14 protein-coding genes are annotated in these 17,362 nt (G+C 67.7%); 7 read left to right on the top strand and 7 right to left on the bottom strand.

All coding sequences use genetic code 11. The features are described 5' to 3' along the window. Nucleotides 1-138 precede the first annotated feature (138 nt). Both IG98_RS0111025 and IG98_RS0111020 read left to right on the top strand, forming a co-directional pair. A complete protein-coding gene (locus IG98_RS0111025) occupies nucleotides 139-1,047 on the top strand; it encodes a sigma-70 family RNA polymerase sigma factor (RefSeq protein ID WP_030909464.1) in 909 nt (302 codons plus the stop codon). Nucleotides 1,048-1,111: 64 nt separating this feature from the next. Further along, nucleotides 1,112-1,507 (top strand): VOC family protein, encoded by a 396-nt coding sequence (locus tag IG98_RS0111020; protein WP_030909461.1) that lies wholly within the window; start codon nucleotides 1,112-1,114, stop codon nucleotides 1,505-1,507. 110 nt (nucleotides 1,508-1,617) lie between these two features. On the opposite strand, the gene qcrB is transcribed toward IG98_RS0111020, so the two are convergent. Next, nucleotides 1,618-3,255: a cytochrome bc1 complex cytochrome b subunit gene (gene qcrB / locus IG98_RS0111015; RefSeq protein WP_030909458.1), complete on the bottom strand. Its 1,638-nt coding sequence runs from the start codon at nucleotides 3,253-3,255 to the stop codon at nucleotides 1,618-1,620. Then, entirely contained in the window at nucleotides 3,252-3,518 is a 267-nt protein-coding gene (locus tag IG98_RS54805; protein WP_425428001.1) for a hypothetical protein, read from the bottom strand. The genes qcrB and IG98_RS54805 overlap by 4 nt, the downstream gene beginning before the upstream one ends. 246 nt (nucleotides 3,519-3,764) lie before the next feature. Between IG98_RS54805 and IG98_RS0111005 the strand changes: the two genes are divergently transcribed. Next, nucleotides 3,765-4,301: a hypothetical protein gene (locus tag IG98_RS0111005; RefSeq protein ID WP_030909451.1), complete on the top strand. Its 537-nt coding sequence runs from the start codon at nucleotides 3,765-3,767 to the stop codon at nucleotides 4,299-4,301. A gap of 146 nt (nucleotides 4,302-4,447) precedes the next feature. On the opposite strand, the gene sigJ is transcribed toward IG98_RS0111005, so the two are convergent. Continuing rightward, on the bottom strand, nucleotides 4,448-5,365 hold the full coding sequence (gene sigJ / locus IG98_RS0111000) for an RNA polymerase sigma factor SigJ (protein WP_030909446.1): 918 nt from the start codon (nucleotides 5,363-5,365) through the stop codon (nucleotides 4,448-4,450). Nucleotides 5,366-5,842: 477 nt separating this feature from the next. Here sigJ and IG98_RS0110995 point away from each other — a divergent pair, with 477 nt between their 5' ends. After that, the gene (locus IG98_RS0110995) at nucleotides 5,843-6,205 is read left to right on the top strand and encodes a nuclear transport factor 2 family protein (RefSeq protein ID WP_030909443.1); all 363 of its coding nucleotides are present in this window, start codon (nucleotides 5,843-5,845) and stop codon (nucleotides 6,203-6,205) included. Nucleotides 6,206-6,507: 302 nt separating this feature from the next. Here IG98_RS0110995 and IG98_RS0110990 read toward each other — a convergent pair whose 3' ends face one another. The 3 genes from IG98_RS0110990 to IG98_RS0110980 all read right to left on the bottom strand — a co-directional run bounded on the left by IG98_RS0110990 (nucleotide 6,508) and on the right by IG98_RS0110980 (nucleotide 8,459). Next, the gene (locus IG98_RS0110990; RefSeq protein WP_030909440.1) at nucleotides 6,508-7,128 is read right to left on the bottom strand and encodes an L-threonylcarbamoyladenylate synthase; all 621 of its coding nucleotides are present in this window, start codon (nucleotides 7,126-7,128) and stop codon (nucleotides 6,508-6,510) included. Between the two features lie 144 nt (nucleotides 7,129-7,272). Further along, on the bottom strand, nucleotides 7,273-7,794 hold the full coding sequence (locus IG98_RS0110985) for a GNAT family N-acetyltransferase (RefSeq protein ID WP_030909437.1): 522 nt from the start codon (nucleotides 7,792-7,794) through the stop codon (nucleotides 7,273-7,275). A gap of 170 nt (nucleotides 7,795-7,964) precedes the next feature. Further along, nucleotides 7,965-8,459 carry a MarR family winged helix-turn-helix transcriptional regulator gene (locus IG98_RS0110980; RefSeq protein WP_037969808.1) on the bottom strand — a complete coding sequence of 165 codons (495 nt, stop codon included), beginning with the start codon at nucleotides 8,457-8,459 and terminating at the stop codon, nucleotides 7,965-7,967. Between the two features lie 69 nt (nucleotides 8,460-8,528). Between IG98_RS0110980 and IG98_RS0110975 the strand changes: the two genes are divergently transcribed. Beyond that, nucleotides 8,529-8,930 (top strand): nuclear transport factor 2 family protein, encoded by a 402-nt coding sequence (locus IG98_RS0110975; protein ID WP_030909429.1) that lies wholly within the window; start codon nucleotides 8,529-8,531, stop codon nucleotides 8,928-8,930. A 57-nt stretch (nucleotides 8,931-8,987) separates the two neighbouring features. Here the strand turns inward: IG98_RS0110975 and IG98_RS0110970 are convergent, their stop codons facing one another. After that, the gene (locus tag IG98_RS0110970) at nucleotides 8,988-12,869 is read right to left on the bottom strand and encodes an NB-ARC domain-containing protein (protein ID WP_169750101.1); all 3,882 of its coding nucleotides are present in this window, start codon (nucleotides 12,867-12,869) and stop codon (nucleotides 8,988-8,990) included. Nucleotides 12,870-13,686: 817 nt separating this feature from the next. Between IG98_RS0110970 and IG98_RS0110965 the strand changes: the two genes are divergently transcribed. Then, complete coding sequence (locus tag IG98_RS0110965; RefSeq protein WP_157594269.1) at nucleotides 13,687-15,693, top strand: vWA domain-containing protein; 2,007 nt, start codon at nucleotides 13,687-13,689, stop codon at nucleotides 15,691-15,693. After that, nucleotides 15,690-17,312, top strand: coding sequence for an extracellular solute-binding protein (locus tag IG98_RS0110960; protein WP_030909420.1), 1,623 nt, complete (start codon nucleotides 15,690-15,692; stop codon nucleotides 17,310-17,312). Before IG98_RS0110965 ends, IG98_RS0110960 begins: the two co-directional genes overlap by 4 nt. The last annotated feature ends 50 nt before the right edge of the window (nucleotides 17,313-17,362 follow it).

Below are 17,362 nucleotides of genomic sequence, written 5' to 3'. Positions count from 1 at the left end.
CAACGAGACCCGTGGCGGCCGACGGATGTTCATCCAGGACCGGTAAAGTGAGCGGTGCGAGGGTGAGCGATCCAATCGATCTCGCGCCGTCCGTCTCGTCACTTTCATATGACGAAATGCGACGACGAAAGGTGACCGATGAACGATCAGGCCGTTTTGGTGGAGCACTTCAGCAGGTCCCGCGACCATCTGCGGGCCGTGGCGTACCGCATGCTCGGATCAGTGGACGAGGCGGACGACGCCGTACAGGAGGCCTGGCTGCGAGCCCACCGCGTCGGTGCGGACGCCGTCGTCAACGTGACCGGATGGCTGACCACGATCGTCGGCCGCGTCTGTCTCGACATGTTGCGCTCACGCCGGCGCCGGAACGAGGAGTTCACCGAAACAACCGAACTGGAGCTGCTGAGCGGCCGCAGTGAGGCCACCGATCCGGAGACGGAAGCGGTGCTGGCCGACTCCGTCGGGCTCGCTCTGCTCGTGGTCCTCGACCGGCTCGGACCGGCCGAGCGCATCGCCTTCGTGCTGCACGACCTGTTCGCCGTACCGTTCGACGAGATCGCCGAGATCGTCGAGCGGTCGCCGTCAACCACGAAGAAGCTGGCCAGCCGAGCCCGCCACCGGGTGCACGGTGCCGCCTCCGTTCCCACCGCCGACCTCGGCCTGCAGTGGAAGGTCGTGGACGCCTTCCTCGCCGCGTCACGCGCCGGCGACCTGGACGCCCTCCTCGGCGTGCTGGCTCCCGACGTCATCAGGCGAGCGGACCTCACCGCGCTGCGCGGAGACGGGCGCACCGAGGTGCGCGGCGCCCGCGCCGTCGCCAAGGAGACGCTCACCAACTCCGGCCTGGCGCACTTCGCCCGGCCCGCTCTCGTCAACGGCGTCATCGGAGCCGTCGTCGCACCACGCGGGCAGCTGACGCTCGTCCTCGAAGTGGTGATCGACGACGGCCAGATCACCGCGATCAACGTCGTCGGCGACCCGGCCCGGCTGCGCCGCTTCCATCTGGCCGTCGCCGAACCCACCTCCGTTCTTCTTGCACACGATTGAATTCCCGTCACCGGTTCACGCACTATCCTCTCTGCGGCTTCGACGACCGTTGAGAGGGAAGCCAATGATCATCAATCCCCGGCTCACCGTGCTGTACGTCAGCGACCAGAGCAGGACCCTGGAGTTCCTCACCGAGACGCTCGGCTTCGAACTGGCGGCCGACGTTCCCTACGGTGACGATCGGCGCTGGGTCGAGGTCCGTCCACCGGGCGCGCAGACCTGCGTGGCGCTCGCCGCCGTCGAACCGGCCGTCCTGGAGACGCTCCGCGCGCAGGCCGGACGGATGACGCACGGCTGGTTCGACTGCGACGATCTCGACGCCACCTGCGCCGACCTGCGCACTCGGGGCGTCGAGATCGTCGTGGAGCCGCAGGCCACCTCCTGGCGGGACGGCGGCCGATGGGCACAGATCGCCGGTCACGACGGCAACCTCTACGGACTGACCGAACACGGCCGCTGACAGCCGGGCGGCATCGGGCGTCCTCGACCGCCCGGCCGCGCAACTGAGCGCTTTCTTCAGTTGCACACCTGCGCGGCCGGGCTCGGACGGGCACCGTCCAAGCCAGTGGACTAGTGCTTCAGCGGACTGCCGTCCCCGGACTCGATGGCGGCGTGACCATTCTGTTCCTCGTCGAGAGGCACCTTCTCTCCTCCGTACGCCGCGGACATCCGGGCTCTCAGCCTGCCCACGGAGCCGCGCATGCCTTTGGGCGGGATGCCCGCACCGTCGTGGACCGACAGCGTCGGCACTGCCTCCTTGCCGCGCAGGTGCGCCTCGGCCTCCTCCGACGGCGGCGCGTGGACCTCGATGAACCTGCCGTCCGGCAGACGCCTGATCACACCGGACGCCACACCGTGCCCGATGATGGCCGCGTCGGAACGCTGCAGTCCCAGGCAGATGCGGTAGGTGATGATGTACGCGAGTACCGGCCCGACGATCACCAGGACGCGACCGGCGTAGGTGGTGGTGTTCAGGCTGATGTGGAAGGTGGACGCGATCTCGTCGTTGGACGCCAGCAGCCACAGCACGCCGTAGAACACGACGACCGACATGCCGATCGAGGTGCGGTGGGGGTTGTTACGAGGGCGGTCCACGATGTGGTGCTCGCGGTTGTCACCGGTGATCCACCGTTCGGCGAACGGGTAGAGCATCATCCCGGTGATGATGAGGCCCAGCGGCACCAGCGCCGGGATGGTCACACTCAGCGGCAGCGTGCCCGCCTGGTCGGCGCCGAAGAGGTTGATCTCCCATGCGGGCATCAGCCGCAGCGCGCCTTCCAGAAAGGCCATGTAGAAGTCGGGCTGAGAACCGGCCGAGATGTCCGACGGGCTGTACGGGCCGAAGAGCCAGATCGGGTTGATCTGGGCGAAGGTCCCCAACCCCGCCAGCACCGCGAAGGTGAACAGGAAGTACGACCCGGCCTTGAACATGAAGGCCGGGTAGAACGGCGCGCCCATCACGTTCTGGTTGGTGCGGCCCTTCCCCGGCATCTGGGTGTGCTTCTGCACCCACATCAGCACCATGTGCGCCGAGACCAGCGCCAGGATGATGCCCGGAAGCAGCAGGATGTGGATGGAGTAGAAGCGGGAGATGACATCCTCCCCCGGATACTCCCCGCCGAACAGGAAGAACCTCAGATAGGTCCCGATCACCGGCAGCGAGATGATCGCCCCCTCGGTGACCCGCATGCCCGCGCCGGACAGCAGGTCGTCGGGTAGCGAGTAGCCGGTCAGCCCTTCGAAGAGCGCCACCGTGAGCAGCAGCACTCCGATGATCCAGTTGAACTCGCGCGGCTTGCGGTAGGCGCCGGTGAAGAACACCCGCAACGCGTGGATCATCATGCCTGCTATGAACAGCAGGGCCGCCCAGTGGTGGACCTGCCTGATGAGCAGGCCGCCGCGTACCTCGAAACTGATCTCCAGTGCCGAGGCGTAGGCCTCGGACATCCCCACGCCCCTCAGCGGGGCGTAGACACCGTCGTAGATCACATGGCTCATGCTCGGTTTGAAGAAGAACGTCAGGAACATTCCGGTGAGCAGCAGGATGACGAACGAGTAGAGCGCGATCTCGCCAAGCAAAAACGACCAGTGGTCGGGGAATATCTTCCGCATGTTGCGTCTGACGAAGTTGCCCGCCCCGACACGGTCGTCGAGAAAACTCGACGGGCCGGCGATGGCCTTGGGAACCCTCTTCAGTTCGGTGCTCATTCCGTACCTCCCTTCTGCCTGACCTCGGCCTCACCGCGCTCCCAGTAACCGGGGCCGACGGGCACCGAGAGGTCGTCCTCGGCGATGAGACAGCCCTCGGCGTCGACAGCGATCGGCAACCGCGGAAGCGGCCGGGCGGCCGGGCCGAGGACGACCTTGGCGCCACTCACCTTCGCGCCTCGCGAGAAGGTGTCGGCGACCTTCTCGCTGGCGGCAAAGCCGTCCCCACCGGTCGCGAGCACCACGTCAACATGCCTGCTCACCTGGGAAAACCTGCCGTTGACCGTCCCGGCCAACTTGCCTTGCAAAGACATCCGTGCCTTCACCAGCTCTCAGAAGGGGGCATCTCTCTCTAAGAAAGACGCTCGCCGCCACCGGAACGTGACATGCGCCCACGCGCCCTCTCGCACCGCGGGCGATGTCACGTCGCCGCTCCGCGGTGCGTCTTACTTGGTAACCGAGCTTGAATCCGAGCACCGCGTCCGTACGGCATAACGGGGTGAATCCTCTTGGTCTCCGTTCCAGACGACTCCTACATCGATCCCAGTGCCTGGCGGATCCCCATGGACGCCATCGGGGGGACGCTGTCGATGAACACGTCGAAAGGTCCGCGGCTCCTTTACGAGCTGCCCTGTTTCCACGGCTCCTTCTATCTGCGCCCGAGCGGAGTACTGGCGGGATTCACGCTGCAACTACCGCTGCCGTCCTGCCCTGCGTGGCTGCGCGGTGACGAGGCGCCGGTACTGTTCTGGGAATCGGTGGACCTCGTGACCGACGCGTCCTCGAACGGGGTCGACGGGCAGGCACGGCTGCGGCTCGGCCGGCAGGAGGCCTTCACGACCGTGTCCGGTCTGTGCACCGAGATCCCCGTCGGCCGCTCGGGCCGCTCCTATCTGAAGATCATATTGGAGACGGTGTTCTCCTCCCTGATTCTGCGCTGGCCTGCCGAGGCGCAGAAGCGGCTGCGCCCGGCGACGCTCAAGCTGTTCGGCGAGATCCGTCCCGCCGAGGTCATCCCGGGCTCGGTTCCGGACCAGCCGCGCTGAGAAGGCGGAACTGCGGAACGTGTTCCTCCGGCGGGTCCGCGACGCTGCCCGCGTCTCGCACCGCACAGCGGACCACGGTGTCCCACCGCGCGGGACCGCACGGGTTCGTCACCGGCTCCGAAGAGATCCGCCTCTCCAGGGTCCGGTCACCGCTCCCCTTCGACACCCCCCAGCTTGTCCTGGTTGGCGATGATCCAGATCTGCGTGATGCGGTCGGTGACCGGATCCAGATCGACCACGACGACGGCGATCGTCTCACCTGCGGCGACGATGAGCGCGGCGGGACCTCCGTTGACGTCCACGATGGATCCGCCGCCGACGCCGCGTTCGCCCGGCGACGCCCCGGCCGACGGCCGCACCACCTTCTGGATGCCATGGATCAGCAGGCGACTGACCTTCTGTGCCCCCCGTACCGAGGTCCGGGGCACGCCGCGCAGGCCGTTCCCGTCGCTCCACAGCGTGACCTCGGGGGCGAGCAGGTCGAGCAGCCCGTCAATGTCGCCGCCCAGGCACGCGGCCAGGAAGCGCTCGGTGACCTGCATGCGGACCTTGCGGTCGTAGCGGAACCGGGGCTGTCGCTCACGCACGTGCGCGCGAGCACGGCGGGCGATCTGCCGGACCGCGGGCTCGGAACGATTGAGCACGGCCCCGATGTCGGCGAAGGAGAACTCGAACGCCTCGCGCAGCACGAAGACGACTCGCTCCAGCGGGGAGAGGGTCTCCAACACCACCAGCATGGCCATGGAAACCGAGTCGGCCGTCTCGGCGCCCTCTCCGATCTCCGGCCCGGTCGGCAGCGGTTCGGGCAGCCACGGTCCCACGTAGGCCTCCCGGCTGGCCTTGGCCCGTCGCAACCGATCGAGAGCGAGCCGGGTCGAGACCTGAATGAGGAAGGACTGTGGATCGCTGACCCGGGAGTGGTCGACGCGGCTCCATCGCAGCCATGACTCCTGAACGACGTCCTCGGCGTCGGCCACGCTGCCCAGCACCCGGTATGCCACTTTGAACAGCAGCTTCCGGTTCTTCTCGAAGTCTGCGACCGACCTGGCATCCGCATCAGTCACTGCGGCTTTACCCTCCTCGTTGTCGGGTTCCCCTACTCATGTAGACGCCCCGGACGTTCGAGAAGTGACATATTCCGCCGACTCCACCACCCGCACCGGTGGTGGCCGCCTTTACCACCGCACGCCAGGCGTCCACTGTCGAACGCGCCGACCGGAATTCCGGTTAGGCCGGCACCGTTGACCGGCACACTTCGGCCTGGCCGCAGCCGTCCCTCCGGAAGGTGCTGCAGGGCAAGAATGAAAAACATTCCACAAGCGAACCCTCTAGCCATTCATCATTCACTTCTCGTACCACAACACAACCCGCGAACAGTATGTAACAGTCTTTTTCGGACATCGATCCAAGCCGATGGCCGGGGCGCCCGGGAGCTGGAGATTGTCACGCAACGTGATTGAGGATTACGGCCCGCCAAGTCATCGTGCGGGCTACGGTTCTCCGCGCAACATTAACGGCGGCAAACTGGTATGAAGTGCGGTGTGGATCTCGATGAAGCACAGCGGTTCGCCGAGGAGTGGGCCGCGGACTGGAACTCTCATGACCTTGACCGGATTACCGGACGTTATTCCGATGACGTGGTGTTCCGGTCACCGCTGGCCGCGCGGATCATCGAAGGGTCGGAAGGTGTCGTGCGCGGTATCGAGGCGTTGCGGGCCTACTGGGCCGAGGGCTTGCGCCGCAACCCCGACCTGCGATTCGAGGTCATCGGGGTATGTTGCGGCATCGACACCGTCGTGATCAACTATCAGAATCAGACAGGTCAGCTGTCCGCCGAAGTCCTGATCTTCCGCGACGGCTTGGTCGTCTCCGGTATGGGCACCCACGGCCCCCGGCCGATCTGATCAAGTTGGCCGGCGGAGGCGTCGCACGTTCAACCGTGCACAGCTCCGCATTTCGGCGACCACGCCGCGACACCCGGGGCCCCGGCGTTCCGGTTCACACCTAGGCTCGGGTCGCAGCGCGGGGCCGTTGACCAGGTAGGACAGGTCGATGCGGTCACGCCCGCCACAGGAGCCAAACGGGTTGGGGCGAGAACTCGCCGAGGCCCTGTCATCGTGCTGCGCCGTCTTCGTCCGGCAGCGCGTCCACCTGGCGAACTCGCCGGGTGGACGCGCCAGACCCGCCATGAGTGGTGTCGGTCGCCTTACTCGAAGAGGGACGGGTCTCCGGTGCCCCGGCGGAGGATCTCCGGCTCGCCCTGCGAGAGGTCGACGACCGTCGTCGGGGTGGCGCCGCACTCGCCGGAGTCGATGACGGCGTCCACCGCGTGATCGAGCCTCTCCTTGATCTCCCAGCCCTGCGTCAGGGGCTCGGTCTCATCGGGCAGCAGCAGGGTGCTCGACAACAGCGGTTCGCCGAGTTCGGCCAGCAGCGCCTGCGTGACGACGTGGTCGGGGATCCGGACGCCGACCGTCTTCTTCCGGGGGTGCAGCAAGCGCCGCGGCACCTCCTTGGTCGCGGGCAGGATGAACGTGTATCCGCCGGGGGTCGCCGCCTTGACCGAGCGGAACAGCGCATTGCTCATATGCACGAACTGGCCGAACTGGGCGAAATCCCTACAGACCAGGGTGAAGTGATGGTCACTGCCCAGGTGGCGGATCTCCCTGATCCGATCGACGCCCTCCTTGTTGCCAAGGCGGCACCCCAGCGCGTAGCACGAGTCCGTCGGATACGCGATCAGCCCGTCCGCACGCAGAAGCTCGACCACCTGGCCGATCAGCCGGGGCTGCGGATCTTCCGGATGCATATCAAGGTATTTCGTCACATCTTGAAGCTTAGAAGCGGACACTCCATTACATGACATGCGGGCTGCCCGCCGGGTCTGCGGTGGTGCTGACCTCCGGCGCCCAGTCGTACCAGCGGTGGGCGCATCCGTCTCCGGGCCGGCCCCCGTTGGCACGATCACAAACTAGATCTTGATCCAGTAGCGCCGTGCGGGACCGTATTCGGTGTCCTGTACGCCTTCGAGGCCGCCCCCGTTGTGCTCGATCGTCTTCACCGAGGCGAGGTTGTCGACTTCACAGACGATCAGCACCCGGTCCAGACCGAGCGCCCGTGCCTCGTCGAGCATCCGGCCCAGTGCCCAGGCGGCCAGTCCACGCTGACGCGAAGACGGCCGGATACCGTACCCGATGTGGCCAAACTGCAGCACGTAGTCGTTGAGCCCGTGCCGCAGCGTGATCCCGCCATGTACCCGATCGCCCTCGACGATCCACCGATACACGCAACTCGTTCGGCCGGCCTCCAGCGGCTTCGCTGGATCGAACCCCTCAGCCAGCCGCGCCACCCAGGCCGCGAATCCGTCTGGCGAGTCGACCTCGTCGGACGGCCCCAGCCCGAATCCGTCCTCGTGGAGGCCGGGCCCCCACTCGTGATGCGCCTCAAGCCAGGCGGAGTGCAAGCGCGTGGTGGGCGCGATCAGTTCGGGCATATGGCGACGATACTCATCCAGATCGCTACGATCTACGGCTGAAGTGTTGGGGGCAGGCCGATCGCTGGCTCCAGAGTTTGGTGACGCCGCCGGTGACATCGCACCCCACCCCACCCCATCGGCGCACTTCAGACAGTGTCCAAACACCGCGAGATCCCATCAGGTCGCCCTCAGGAGACCGCTATGCTCTCCAGGAGCCGGGCGAGGAGATCGGAAAGCCGCTCGCGCTCGTCGTCCGAGAGGCCGTGGAGGAGCGTTCCCAGCCCTTGGAGATGGTCCTCGACGCTCCGTTCGAGCAGTTCGCGGCCCGCGTTGGTCAACCCCACACGGACGCTGCGGCCGTCGGCCGGGTCGGGAGAGCGGGTCAGCAGCCCGGCCGCCTGCAGCCGGTCGAGACGGTTGGTGGTGGCGGCCGGCGAGAGGAGTAGCGCCCCGGCCAGTGCGCCCGCCGACAACTCCTCTCCGCCCCGGTACAGCGTCGCGAGCACGTCGAACTCGCCCCTGCTGAGCCCGTGCGGTCGCAGGGTCGCCGCGATGGCGGCGTTGGCCAGCGTGTCCGCCCTGGTCAACCGGCCGAAGAGGGCCATGGGGCGAGGGTCGACATCGGGCCGCCTGGCGGCCCATTCCTCGATCATCTGGCGTACGGGGAGGTCTGGATCGGTCACTCGCTTATTTTGACATCGAAACAGTATCGTGCAACTATTTTCATGTCGAAACAAATTAAGGAGGATCGCATGTCCGCTCAGCGCAACGCCCAGACCGTGAGGGACTTCTACGAGGCGCTCGACAAGGGGGACCTGGACGGCGCGATGGCGCTCCTGACCGACGACTCGGTGCTGCACGTCCCCGGCCGGAGCACGAACACCGGCACCTACGAGGGCCGGGAGGCCGTGATCGGCTTCGTGGTCAAGGCGGCCACGCTCAGCCAGGGAACACTGCGGATCGATGTCCACCGGGTGCTGGCCGACGACAAGGCGGCCGTCGCGCTCGCCACGTACACAGCGACCCGGTCCGACCGATCGGTTCCGCTGGAGAACAACCTGGCCCACGTCATCACGATGCGCGACGGCAAGATCGCCGAGTCGTGGCTGCACAGCCGGGACCAGTACGAGGTCGACGCCTTCTGGGGCGAGTGACCTCTCCCGCGATTCTCAGACCCTTCAGGCTTGGCTCCGCACGCCTCCGCCTTCGGTTCAGGCGGGGGGCGGGTAGAGATCGAAGCCGTACAAGCCCTGGTCTCCCCCGGCGGCCAGGCCGAAGCCGTTGGGGAACCAGGCCAGGCAGTTGAGGCCGGCGTCGACCCTGGCTCCGGCGCCCGCCGACTCTCCGTACCTGTCCCACAGCCGGATGGTTCCGTCGTCCGAGCAGGTGGCGAGCAGGTTGCTGTCCGGGGAGATGGCCACGCCGCGGATCCTTCCCGAGTGCGCGGGCAGCGTCGCCCGATCCCTGCCACCGGCCGACCAGACGCGCGCGGTGCCGTCCTCGAAGCAGGCGGCCAGCCAGGTGCCGTCGGGGGCGATCACCACCTGCCGGGCCGCTCCCGGACATCCCTTGAGCGAGGCCCGCGCCTTTCCGTCGGCTCCCCACAGGCCCGCCGTTCCGTTGACCGAGACGATGGCGAACCACCTGCCGTTGGGGGCGACGGTGATCTCGCCTATGGCCTCCACCCTGCTTCTCAGGGTGGCGTACCTGCTGCCGTCCGGTTTCCAGAGTTGGATTTTTCCGTAGATGGACAGGGTCGCGAGCCAGGCGCCGTCCGGTGAGATGAGGATGTGCGCGGTCGCCCGGATGTTCGCGACCAGCACCGCCCGCTCGGTGCCGTCGGCCCACCAGATACGCGCGGTGCCGTCCTCGGAGCAGGTGGCCAGCCAGGTGCTGTCGGGGGCGATCACCACCTCGCGTACCGGCCCGGTGTGACCGGTCAGCACCGCCCTCCTGCTGCCGCCCGCACCCCAGAGCCGTACGGTCCTGTCGGCCGACCAGGTGGCCAGCCAGGTGCTGTCGGGGGCGATCGCCACTCCCCGCACACGCCCGGTGTGCCCCGTCGGAATGGCCCTCCTGCGGCCACCGGCTCCGCGTATCCGGATCATGTGATCACCGGACCAGACGGCCAGCCACGTCTTGTCCGGCGAGACCGCGCCGTAGTGACTGGTCTCGATGGGAACGGTGAGGGTCGCTCCTTCTATCCTGTCCTCGTTCCAGAGCTTCACCGAGCCGTCACCGGAGTGGGTGGCGATCCAGTTTCCCTCGGGGGAGATGGTCACCTCGTGCACCATCCCGGTCCGGCCCCTGCGGCTCTGCCGCCCAGAGCGCTCCGACTGCCAGATCCGGATCTCCCCGTCCTGCGAGCAGACGGCCAGCCAGCTGCTGTCAGGAGCGATCACCACCTGACGCACCACCCCGGCATGCCCGGACAGAGCCGCCCGTTCGCTGCCGTCAGACTCCCACAGCCGCACGCTCTGCTCTCCGGAGAGGGTCGCCAGCCAGCTGCTGTCAGGAGCGATCACCACCTGACGCACCACCCCGGCATGCCCGGACAGAACGGCCCGCTGCCGGCCGTCGGACTCCCACAGCCGCACACTCCGATCCTCGGAGAGGGTCGCCAGCCAGCTGCCGTCCGGGGCGATCACCACCTGACGCACCACCCCGGCATGCCCGGACAGAACGGCCCGCTGCCGGCCATCGGACTCCCACAGCCGGACCGAGCCGGTGGACGTCCAGGTGACCAGCCAACTGCCGTCAGGGGCGATGCGGATCCCGGGGGCCGCTCCGATGTGTCCCGTCAGGACGGCTCGCTCGTCGCCGCCGACTCCCCACAGACGCACGCTCCCGTCTCCGGAGAGGGTCGCCAGCCAGCCGCCGTCCGGCGAGACGGCCATCTTGGAGACCTCGCGTATCGGCCTGTTCCGGCCGGAGACCTTCTCGTTCTCCTGGTTCCAGCCGCGCATCAGCAGGGTGTCCCTCAGGGTTCGCGGCTTGGTCCTCACCCTGACCGGGCTCCTGAGGGTCAGCTGCTTCCTCCCTTCGGGGGTCCACAGGGCGACTCTTCCCCGCGTGGAGAAGGTGGCCAGCCACGAGGCGTCCGGCGCGGCCACCATCCCGGCGAGCCTGCCGACCCCGCTCTTCAGTACGGCACGCCTGCTCCCTTCGGCGTTCCACAGAACGACTCTTCCCCGCGTGGAGAGGGTCGCCAGCCACGAGGCGTCCGGCGCGGCCACCATCCCGGCGAGCCTGCCGACGCCGTTCTCCAGGATCGCTCTCTGGGTGCCGTCGATTCCCCAGACCTGCACTCTCCGGCGCCCGGAACGGGTCGCCAGCCACGAACCGTCCGGCGCGGCGGCGACCTCGTGAACCGGCTTTCGGTGAGTGGCCAGCGTTGTCCGGGTAGTGCCGTCGGTCTTCCATATCTGCACACCGTCGTGGCCGTGGACGACGAATCTCGATCCGTCCGGTGTGATCGAAACGTCCCTCAGCCGTTTCGTCGTCGAGGTCAGCGTTCCCAGCAGGCAGGTGGCGCCGATGTCGGGCAGCGGCCAGCGGGCTCTCAGGAAGGGGGTCTCGGTCTCCTGGCTGTAGCGCTCGATCGACGCCCGCATCGGCGGGAACGCGTACAGGCGGGCCAGCAGGTTCGCGGTGGAGACGGCATCCGATTCGAAGGGGGTGAGCAGGTGTGCGCTCCGGGCGATCAGTTGCCGGATCCCGGCGACGGAGCGGGAGGTCGACAGCATCAGATCCGACTCCGCCGCGGCCACCCCGAAGGCTCGTATCCGGGTGACGAACCATCGCACGTCGTGCAGGAGCGACTCCAGCTCCCGATGCCTTCTCCCCTCGGCGAGGTGGAACAGCAGATGGTCCCAGAGGTAGGGCACCTCCCTGGGCAGTCTCCACCATTCGGCGTCCGCCGCGAGGTCGTCGTCGGGTATCAGGTTGCGGGCCCCGTCGAGGAAGTCGCGGTTGACCGCCTCGACGCGCTCTCTCCCCAGCCCGTACTCCGAACGGAGGTGTGCACGGATGACGTCGTGGATCGTGACCGACGGCACCTCTCCCTCCGTCTCGTGCCTGCTGATCAGTGATAGGTCGTGCAGCCTCGCGCACAGGCGCTCGGTCTGCTCGGGGGTGAGTCCGGCGGTGGCGCGCCAGAGAAGCTCGACGATGCCGACCGGTATGTCGGCGTCCTGCGGAAAGACGCCCAGCTCAAGGAAGCGGGCACGGTCGAACACGCCGAGAGCCTCAAGGCTGTGCTCGACCGTCACGCGTACCGCGGTCTCCCGCCGGCGGGGAATGGTGACGTCCAGGGCGGCGGGTCCGGTCCGGCCGAGCCGCTCGACCGCCCGGCGGGCGGCGACGTCGGCGTTCACCCCGCCGCCGTACTCGTCACGCAGACGCGCGTTGACGAGGTCCAGTAGCAGCGGCCATCTTCCCGTCAGGCCCATCAGGCTGTTGACGACGCCGGGGTTCATCGGTGGTAGCCCACGGCTCAGCAACTGGACGGCCACCCGCGGCGCCATCTCATCGACGATCATCGCGATCGCGTTCGGGGGAAGGGCTCTGGGCAGGCGGGTCGTCACCAGCACCCGGGACCGCACCGCCGCGGCCAGGAAGGGGCTCAGCTGTGACAGGCTCCACACGTCGTCGACCACCAGCAGCATCTGGCCCCGCTCCGCCAGGACCTCGGCCATCCGGTGGCCGGCCTGCTCCGGGCTGGAGAACTCCGGCCGGGTGCCCGTCACGGCCTCCGTGACGTCGTTGGCCAGCGCCGCGATGTCGACACCGGTACGGTCGCGACCCACGGTGACCCAGATGACGCCGCCCTTGAACCGCTTCCCCACCTCGCCGCTGTGACACGCCTCCACGGCCAGGGACGTCTTACCGAAACCGCCCGCCCCGGCGATGCCGGTGGTCAGGCCGACCGTTCCCGAGCCTCTCATCGTCAGGGTGGAGACCACGTCGTCCAGCTCGGTTCTGCGGACCCACCCCGCCCTTCTCTCGGGCACCTGGAAGAGCCCGCCGTGAGCACGCGACTTCATCAGTTCCGGCGTCAGCCGAGTCGGCAGGACCGTAAGGAAAGCGGTCAACCCGAAAATCGCGACCCAGGCGATCCGGTTCTCGGCCACCGTTTCCGGAAGATATTCTCCGGCCATTCCAATTGGCAGCCCGACCAGAATTCCAACAATTACCAGAAGCGCCGTGGCCATATCGGCGAATTTTTTTGTGCGACGAGCCAACGATCACCTCGACAGTGCCGACCCTGCCCAGATGGGCGCCGGGAACCCTGAACGCACGATATCTGTTCCCCATTGCCGCCGAGTTGAATCACCGAGGTTCAGGCAATTAAAGCGCGCTCGGAAATCCAGGTTGCACGCTTTGGGGCGCTATGCCCACAAAGTCGATGCCGGCCATTCCACTTCATATTCGACGAGGGTCTTCCCCCACGGCGGCGCGATCGGCTCGGGGCACCCCCGCTGGGCCTGGCAGCGAACGAGTCGGCCCCCGGGAGTCGCAGCACCTGGGACACGAACGACAATCCGCCACCACGGTCCCCCTGTCACCAGATGACCCCATAAGCGAACCAGAAAGCTACCTGCCCGAATCGGTATTTAGGGCTGTCAGAAAAGATAATGAAATAACGGTGTCTGTCGCACCCAACGCTTTGGCGGCTTAGGATATTAGTCAATCCAGGCCAGTCCAGACGGGGGCGGACCGAGCCGGGAAAAGCCTTCTCCGACCCGTCTCAGGTCACCGTCTTCAAAACATCGCTTCCTTGTCCCCTGTCTCTCGGCGCTTCGCGAGGTGCGGCCGCAGTCCCGGGCAGCGCACTGTTCGGACCGCCCCGGCTGCGATTCAACTGTTTGAAACCTCGTCGTTCACATCGTCGAACAGGCAGTGATCTCCATGTCTGGTTCCACCCCACCTCCGGCTGGCGACAGCTCGCCGGAACCGGATGCCGACCCGCCCGGTGTCCCCTCGGTGAAACTCCGGGAGATCGCCGCGACCGCCCTGATCAGCGGTGGTGTCACGGCCCTGTTCGCGGCGCTGACCGACAGTGTGCGGGCCCTTGGCCCGGGCCTCGTTCTGCTCGTCTGCGCGCTGATCGGCCTGGCCCTGGCCGCCCTGCTGACGATGGGAGGCTTCGCCCGCCGACTCCGCCGGTGGCTCGAACCGGTGGGGGCGGCCGTCGTGCGCCGCCGTACCGGCGGCAGGTCCGTACCGGGCGGCGGGGAGCGGCCGCCGAGGCGGAGACACCGGCGGCTGGAACGGTTCGCGGCGCGGCTCTCCACCGGCTACCTCGGGGTCCTGCTCGGCGCCGCGGTCGTCACCGTCCCCTGGGGTGTCGTCCAGGGCGGAACATGGCTGAGCCACCGGATCTGGCCTCCCGACTGCGATCGGCCGCTGGAGTTGCGCGTCGTCACCGCTCCGGAGAACATGACCGTCCTGCGCGAGAGCATCGCCCGATTCACCCGGGAGAAACTGGTGAACGGCTGCGCCCCTTACGCGATCTCGGTGGGAGTGGCGCCCTCAATCGACGAGTTGACCTATGCCTTCGGCGACAACTGGTATCGCGACGACGCCCGGCAGGAGGGTGACGAGCCGTTTCGCCGGCTGTACGGCCCCCGGGCCGATGCCTGGGTCGCCACCAGCACCGGCGAGGCCGAACTCGTCGCCAACGATGTGGGACCGGGCGGCGCCGCACTCGACATCGGCCCGTCGGTCGCGTCCGACCGGCTGGTGATCGGCATGATCAGCGGGCGCGCCGAGAAGGTCAGGAAGGAACTCCCCCCGGGGCCGCCCAACAGCCACAGTCTGCGTGTCCTGTGGGAGGTGATCCGGTCGAAGTTCGCCATGCCGGTGAACTACCCGCAGCCCGAACTCTCCACTGCCGGACTCGTCGTGGTCTTCGATCTGCTGCCCCTGAGCAGTGCCGTGGGGTGGGAGCAGCGCGACCTCGTCGCCGAGAGCGTCAGCTCCCTGCTCTGCCGGGTCAGGATCGCAAGCCGCGAGAACGACGACGAGGAACTCGATCAGAGCCCTGCCCTGGTGGTCCCGTTGCACAGCCTGAGGGAGTACAACGACGGGCGGTTCAACGACCCCCACTGCCCGGAGGGGGCTCCGAGTGGGAAGACCAAGCTCCAGGCGTTCCTCTCCCCCGGACTTTCCAGGCTGGACTACCCGTTCGTCACCATCGGCTGGCCGAACGAGCGGAACGCGGAGCGCGACGCGGCGCTCCGCCTGCTCCGCGGCTGGCTGGTCGCCCACCCGCTCTTCAACGCGGGTCCCGGCCAGGAGACGGCCATGCGCGATCCGCGGGAGCTGCGGATAGCCCGCGGCCGGTTCCTCGCCCTGCTGCCCCGCGTCGACGCCGAGATAGCCCTTGACGTGTCCGGCTCGATGGCCGAGCCGCCCCGTTCCCTGCTCACCCAGCTGCGTGAGACCTTCCCCGGGATCAAGCCGTTGATCACCCCGCGCGACGATTTCACGCTGAGCTCCTTTTCCACGGTCAGGGGCGAGAGCCTGGTCAGGAGACTCCATCCGGCTGTGGGCCGTGCCCAGTTCGACAGTCTGACCAGAATGGTCGCCGGCACGAAGGCCGAAGGCTCCGACGCCCCCATATCAGACATGATCATGAACCTGAACGGGCGTTCCGGAGCCCCGGGGCGCGCCCTCGTCGTCGTGACCGACGGGGGCGTCTTCAACGACGAGCCGACGGGAGCGAGCATCGGCGCGACGCTCGCCCGCGCGCCCAACGTCAGCGCCCTCTACGTCCTGGCTCTCGGTGACAACGGCTGCGACCGCTCTCCCCCACGTGAGGGGAAATACCGCGAGTGCGTGGAAGCGGGACCCGACATGCAGCAGGCACTACGGCATGTCATCTCCAGCCTGCGAGGAAAGGACCGGCCGTGACCTCCGTCCCGGGACCTCTCATCCTTCACACACGCCTGTCCGCCGCGCTTCGCCGGTTGAACGCCGGCCAGTACCGCTGGGGCGGTGCCGGGGTGGCGGTGGGGCTGGTGCTGGCCTCCGTACTCATCTCCCTCACCGCGCGGACACCCTCGTTCCCCGTCGGGGACCACACCGACTGCGGGGGGCCGAACCGGCTCACCGTGGCGACCGGCGCCGACATCACCGCGGGCAGCTTCCGCCGCGACCTGATCGAGGAGTGGAACCACACGCACACCACCCAGGTCGTGCTGGTCGAGGTGGCCGACCCCACCGACGAGCAGCGGGCCGAGATGGCGGGCCGGTCCCGGCTGGGAAGCTGCGCCTATGACGTGCTCTCGGTGGACGTCGCCTGGACCACCGAATTCGCCCGGAGTGGTTACATCCGTCCGTATCCTCTGGATCCGCGACAGGCGGACCTCTTCCTGGACAACGTCCTGAAGACCGGCCAGGTGGACGGCGTCCAGTACACGGTGCCCTTCGTCACCGACGTGCCCCTGCTGTTCTACCGCCAGGGCCTGCCGGTACCCGACACGATGGAGCGGCTCTGGCAGTACGCCGCCGCGAACGGCGGGTACGCCGTGCAGCTCGGTGACTACGAGGGCGGCAGTGTCAACCTGATGGAGGCGATCTTCTCCGCCGGCGGGAGGATCACCGATGGTGACCGGGTCATACTGGACGAGGAGGTCAACGGCGAACGGGTACGTGAGACGCTCGCCCGCTGGCAGACGCTGCTGAGGAACGGCACCCTGGCGCACGGCGCGGAGGACTTCTCCAAGCAGGACACCTTCGATGCCTTCGAGGAGGGCCTCCTGGCGCGCAGCCCGAAGGACTCCGCGGAGGAGAGCAGTCTGCAGGCGTTCCGCGACGAGGACACGGGCTACATGCGTAACTGGCCGTTCGCCTTCCACCGCCTGGCCACGGACAATTCGATGTACGACGACCAGCGGCGTCTGCGCTTCGGCCTGGCCGCGCTGCCCGGTGTCGGCATCCTCGGCGGTTTCAACCTGGCGATCTCCGCGTACTCCGATAATCCGGACAAGGCGCGGATGCTCATCGACTTCCTGACCGAGCATCAGGCCCAGGCACGGCTGTTCGCCTGCAGCGGCTATCCACCCGTGCTCAAATCCGTCTACGAGGAGTACCGGCGCACCCCGCGCACCTGTAAGCAGTTGTTGGAGGAGCAGCCGTCGCCCTCCGCCGAGACGGCGACGGGCCTGTCCGGGAGAGAGGACTGCACGACGGGGACGGAGGCGAACCCCGCGACGGGGGCGGGCAGCGCCGCCGCCGGATCTCCCGGTGAGGACCCCACGATCACCGCCCTCATGCTCCAGGAACTGGCCGACAAGATCCACCAGGGGGTGTGCAAGGCCGAATCACGACCGGCGTATTCCTACTATTCCGCTTTCAGCGAGGTATTCCGCGGGTGTGCCCGCGCGGTGGTCATCGGTGACCTGCCGGCCGGCGACCTGGATCTCCCCCGGTTCGCCGACGCCCTGCGCGCCGCCCGGCGGGGCAGGGCCCCGGAGGGCGCCGCCGGGTCGCTCGCTTACTGCGGGAAACCCGAGCGGCGGCCAGGATGACGGGACCCGCCCCCACCGGAGCGCGGGACGCGGAGGGAGCGGGAGCGGGT

It is taken from the genome of Streptosporangium amethystogenes, assembly GCF_000721075.1.
GTDB classification, from domain to species: domain Bacteria; phylum Actinomycetota; class Actinomycetes; order Streptosporangiales; family Streptosporangiaceae; genus Streptosporangium; species Streptosporangium amethystogenes.
This window is presented reverse-complemented; position numbering and strand designations above follow the sequence as displayed.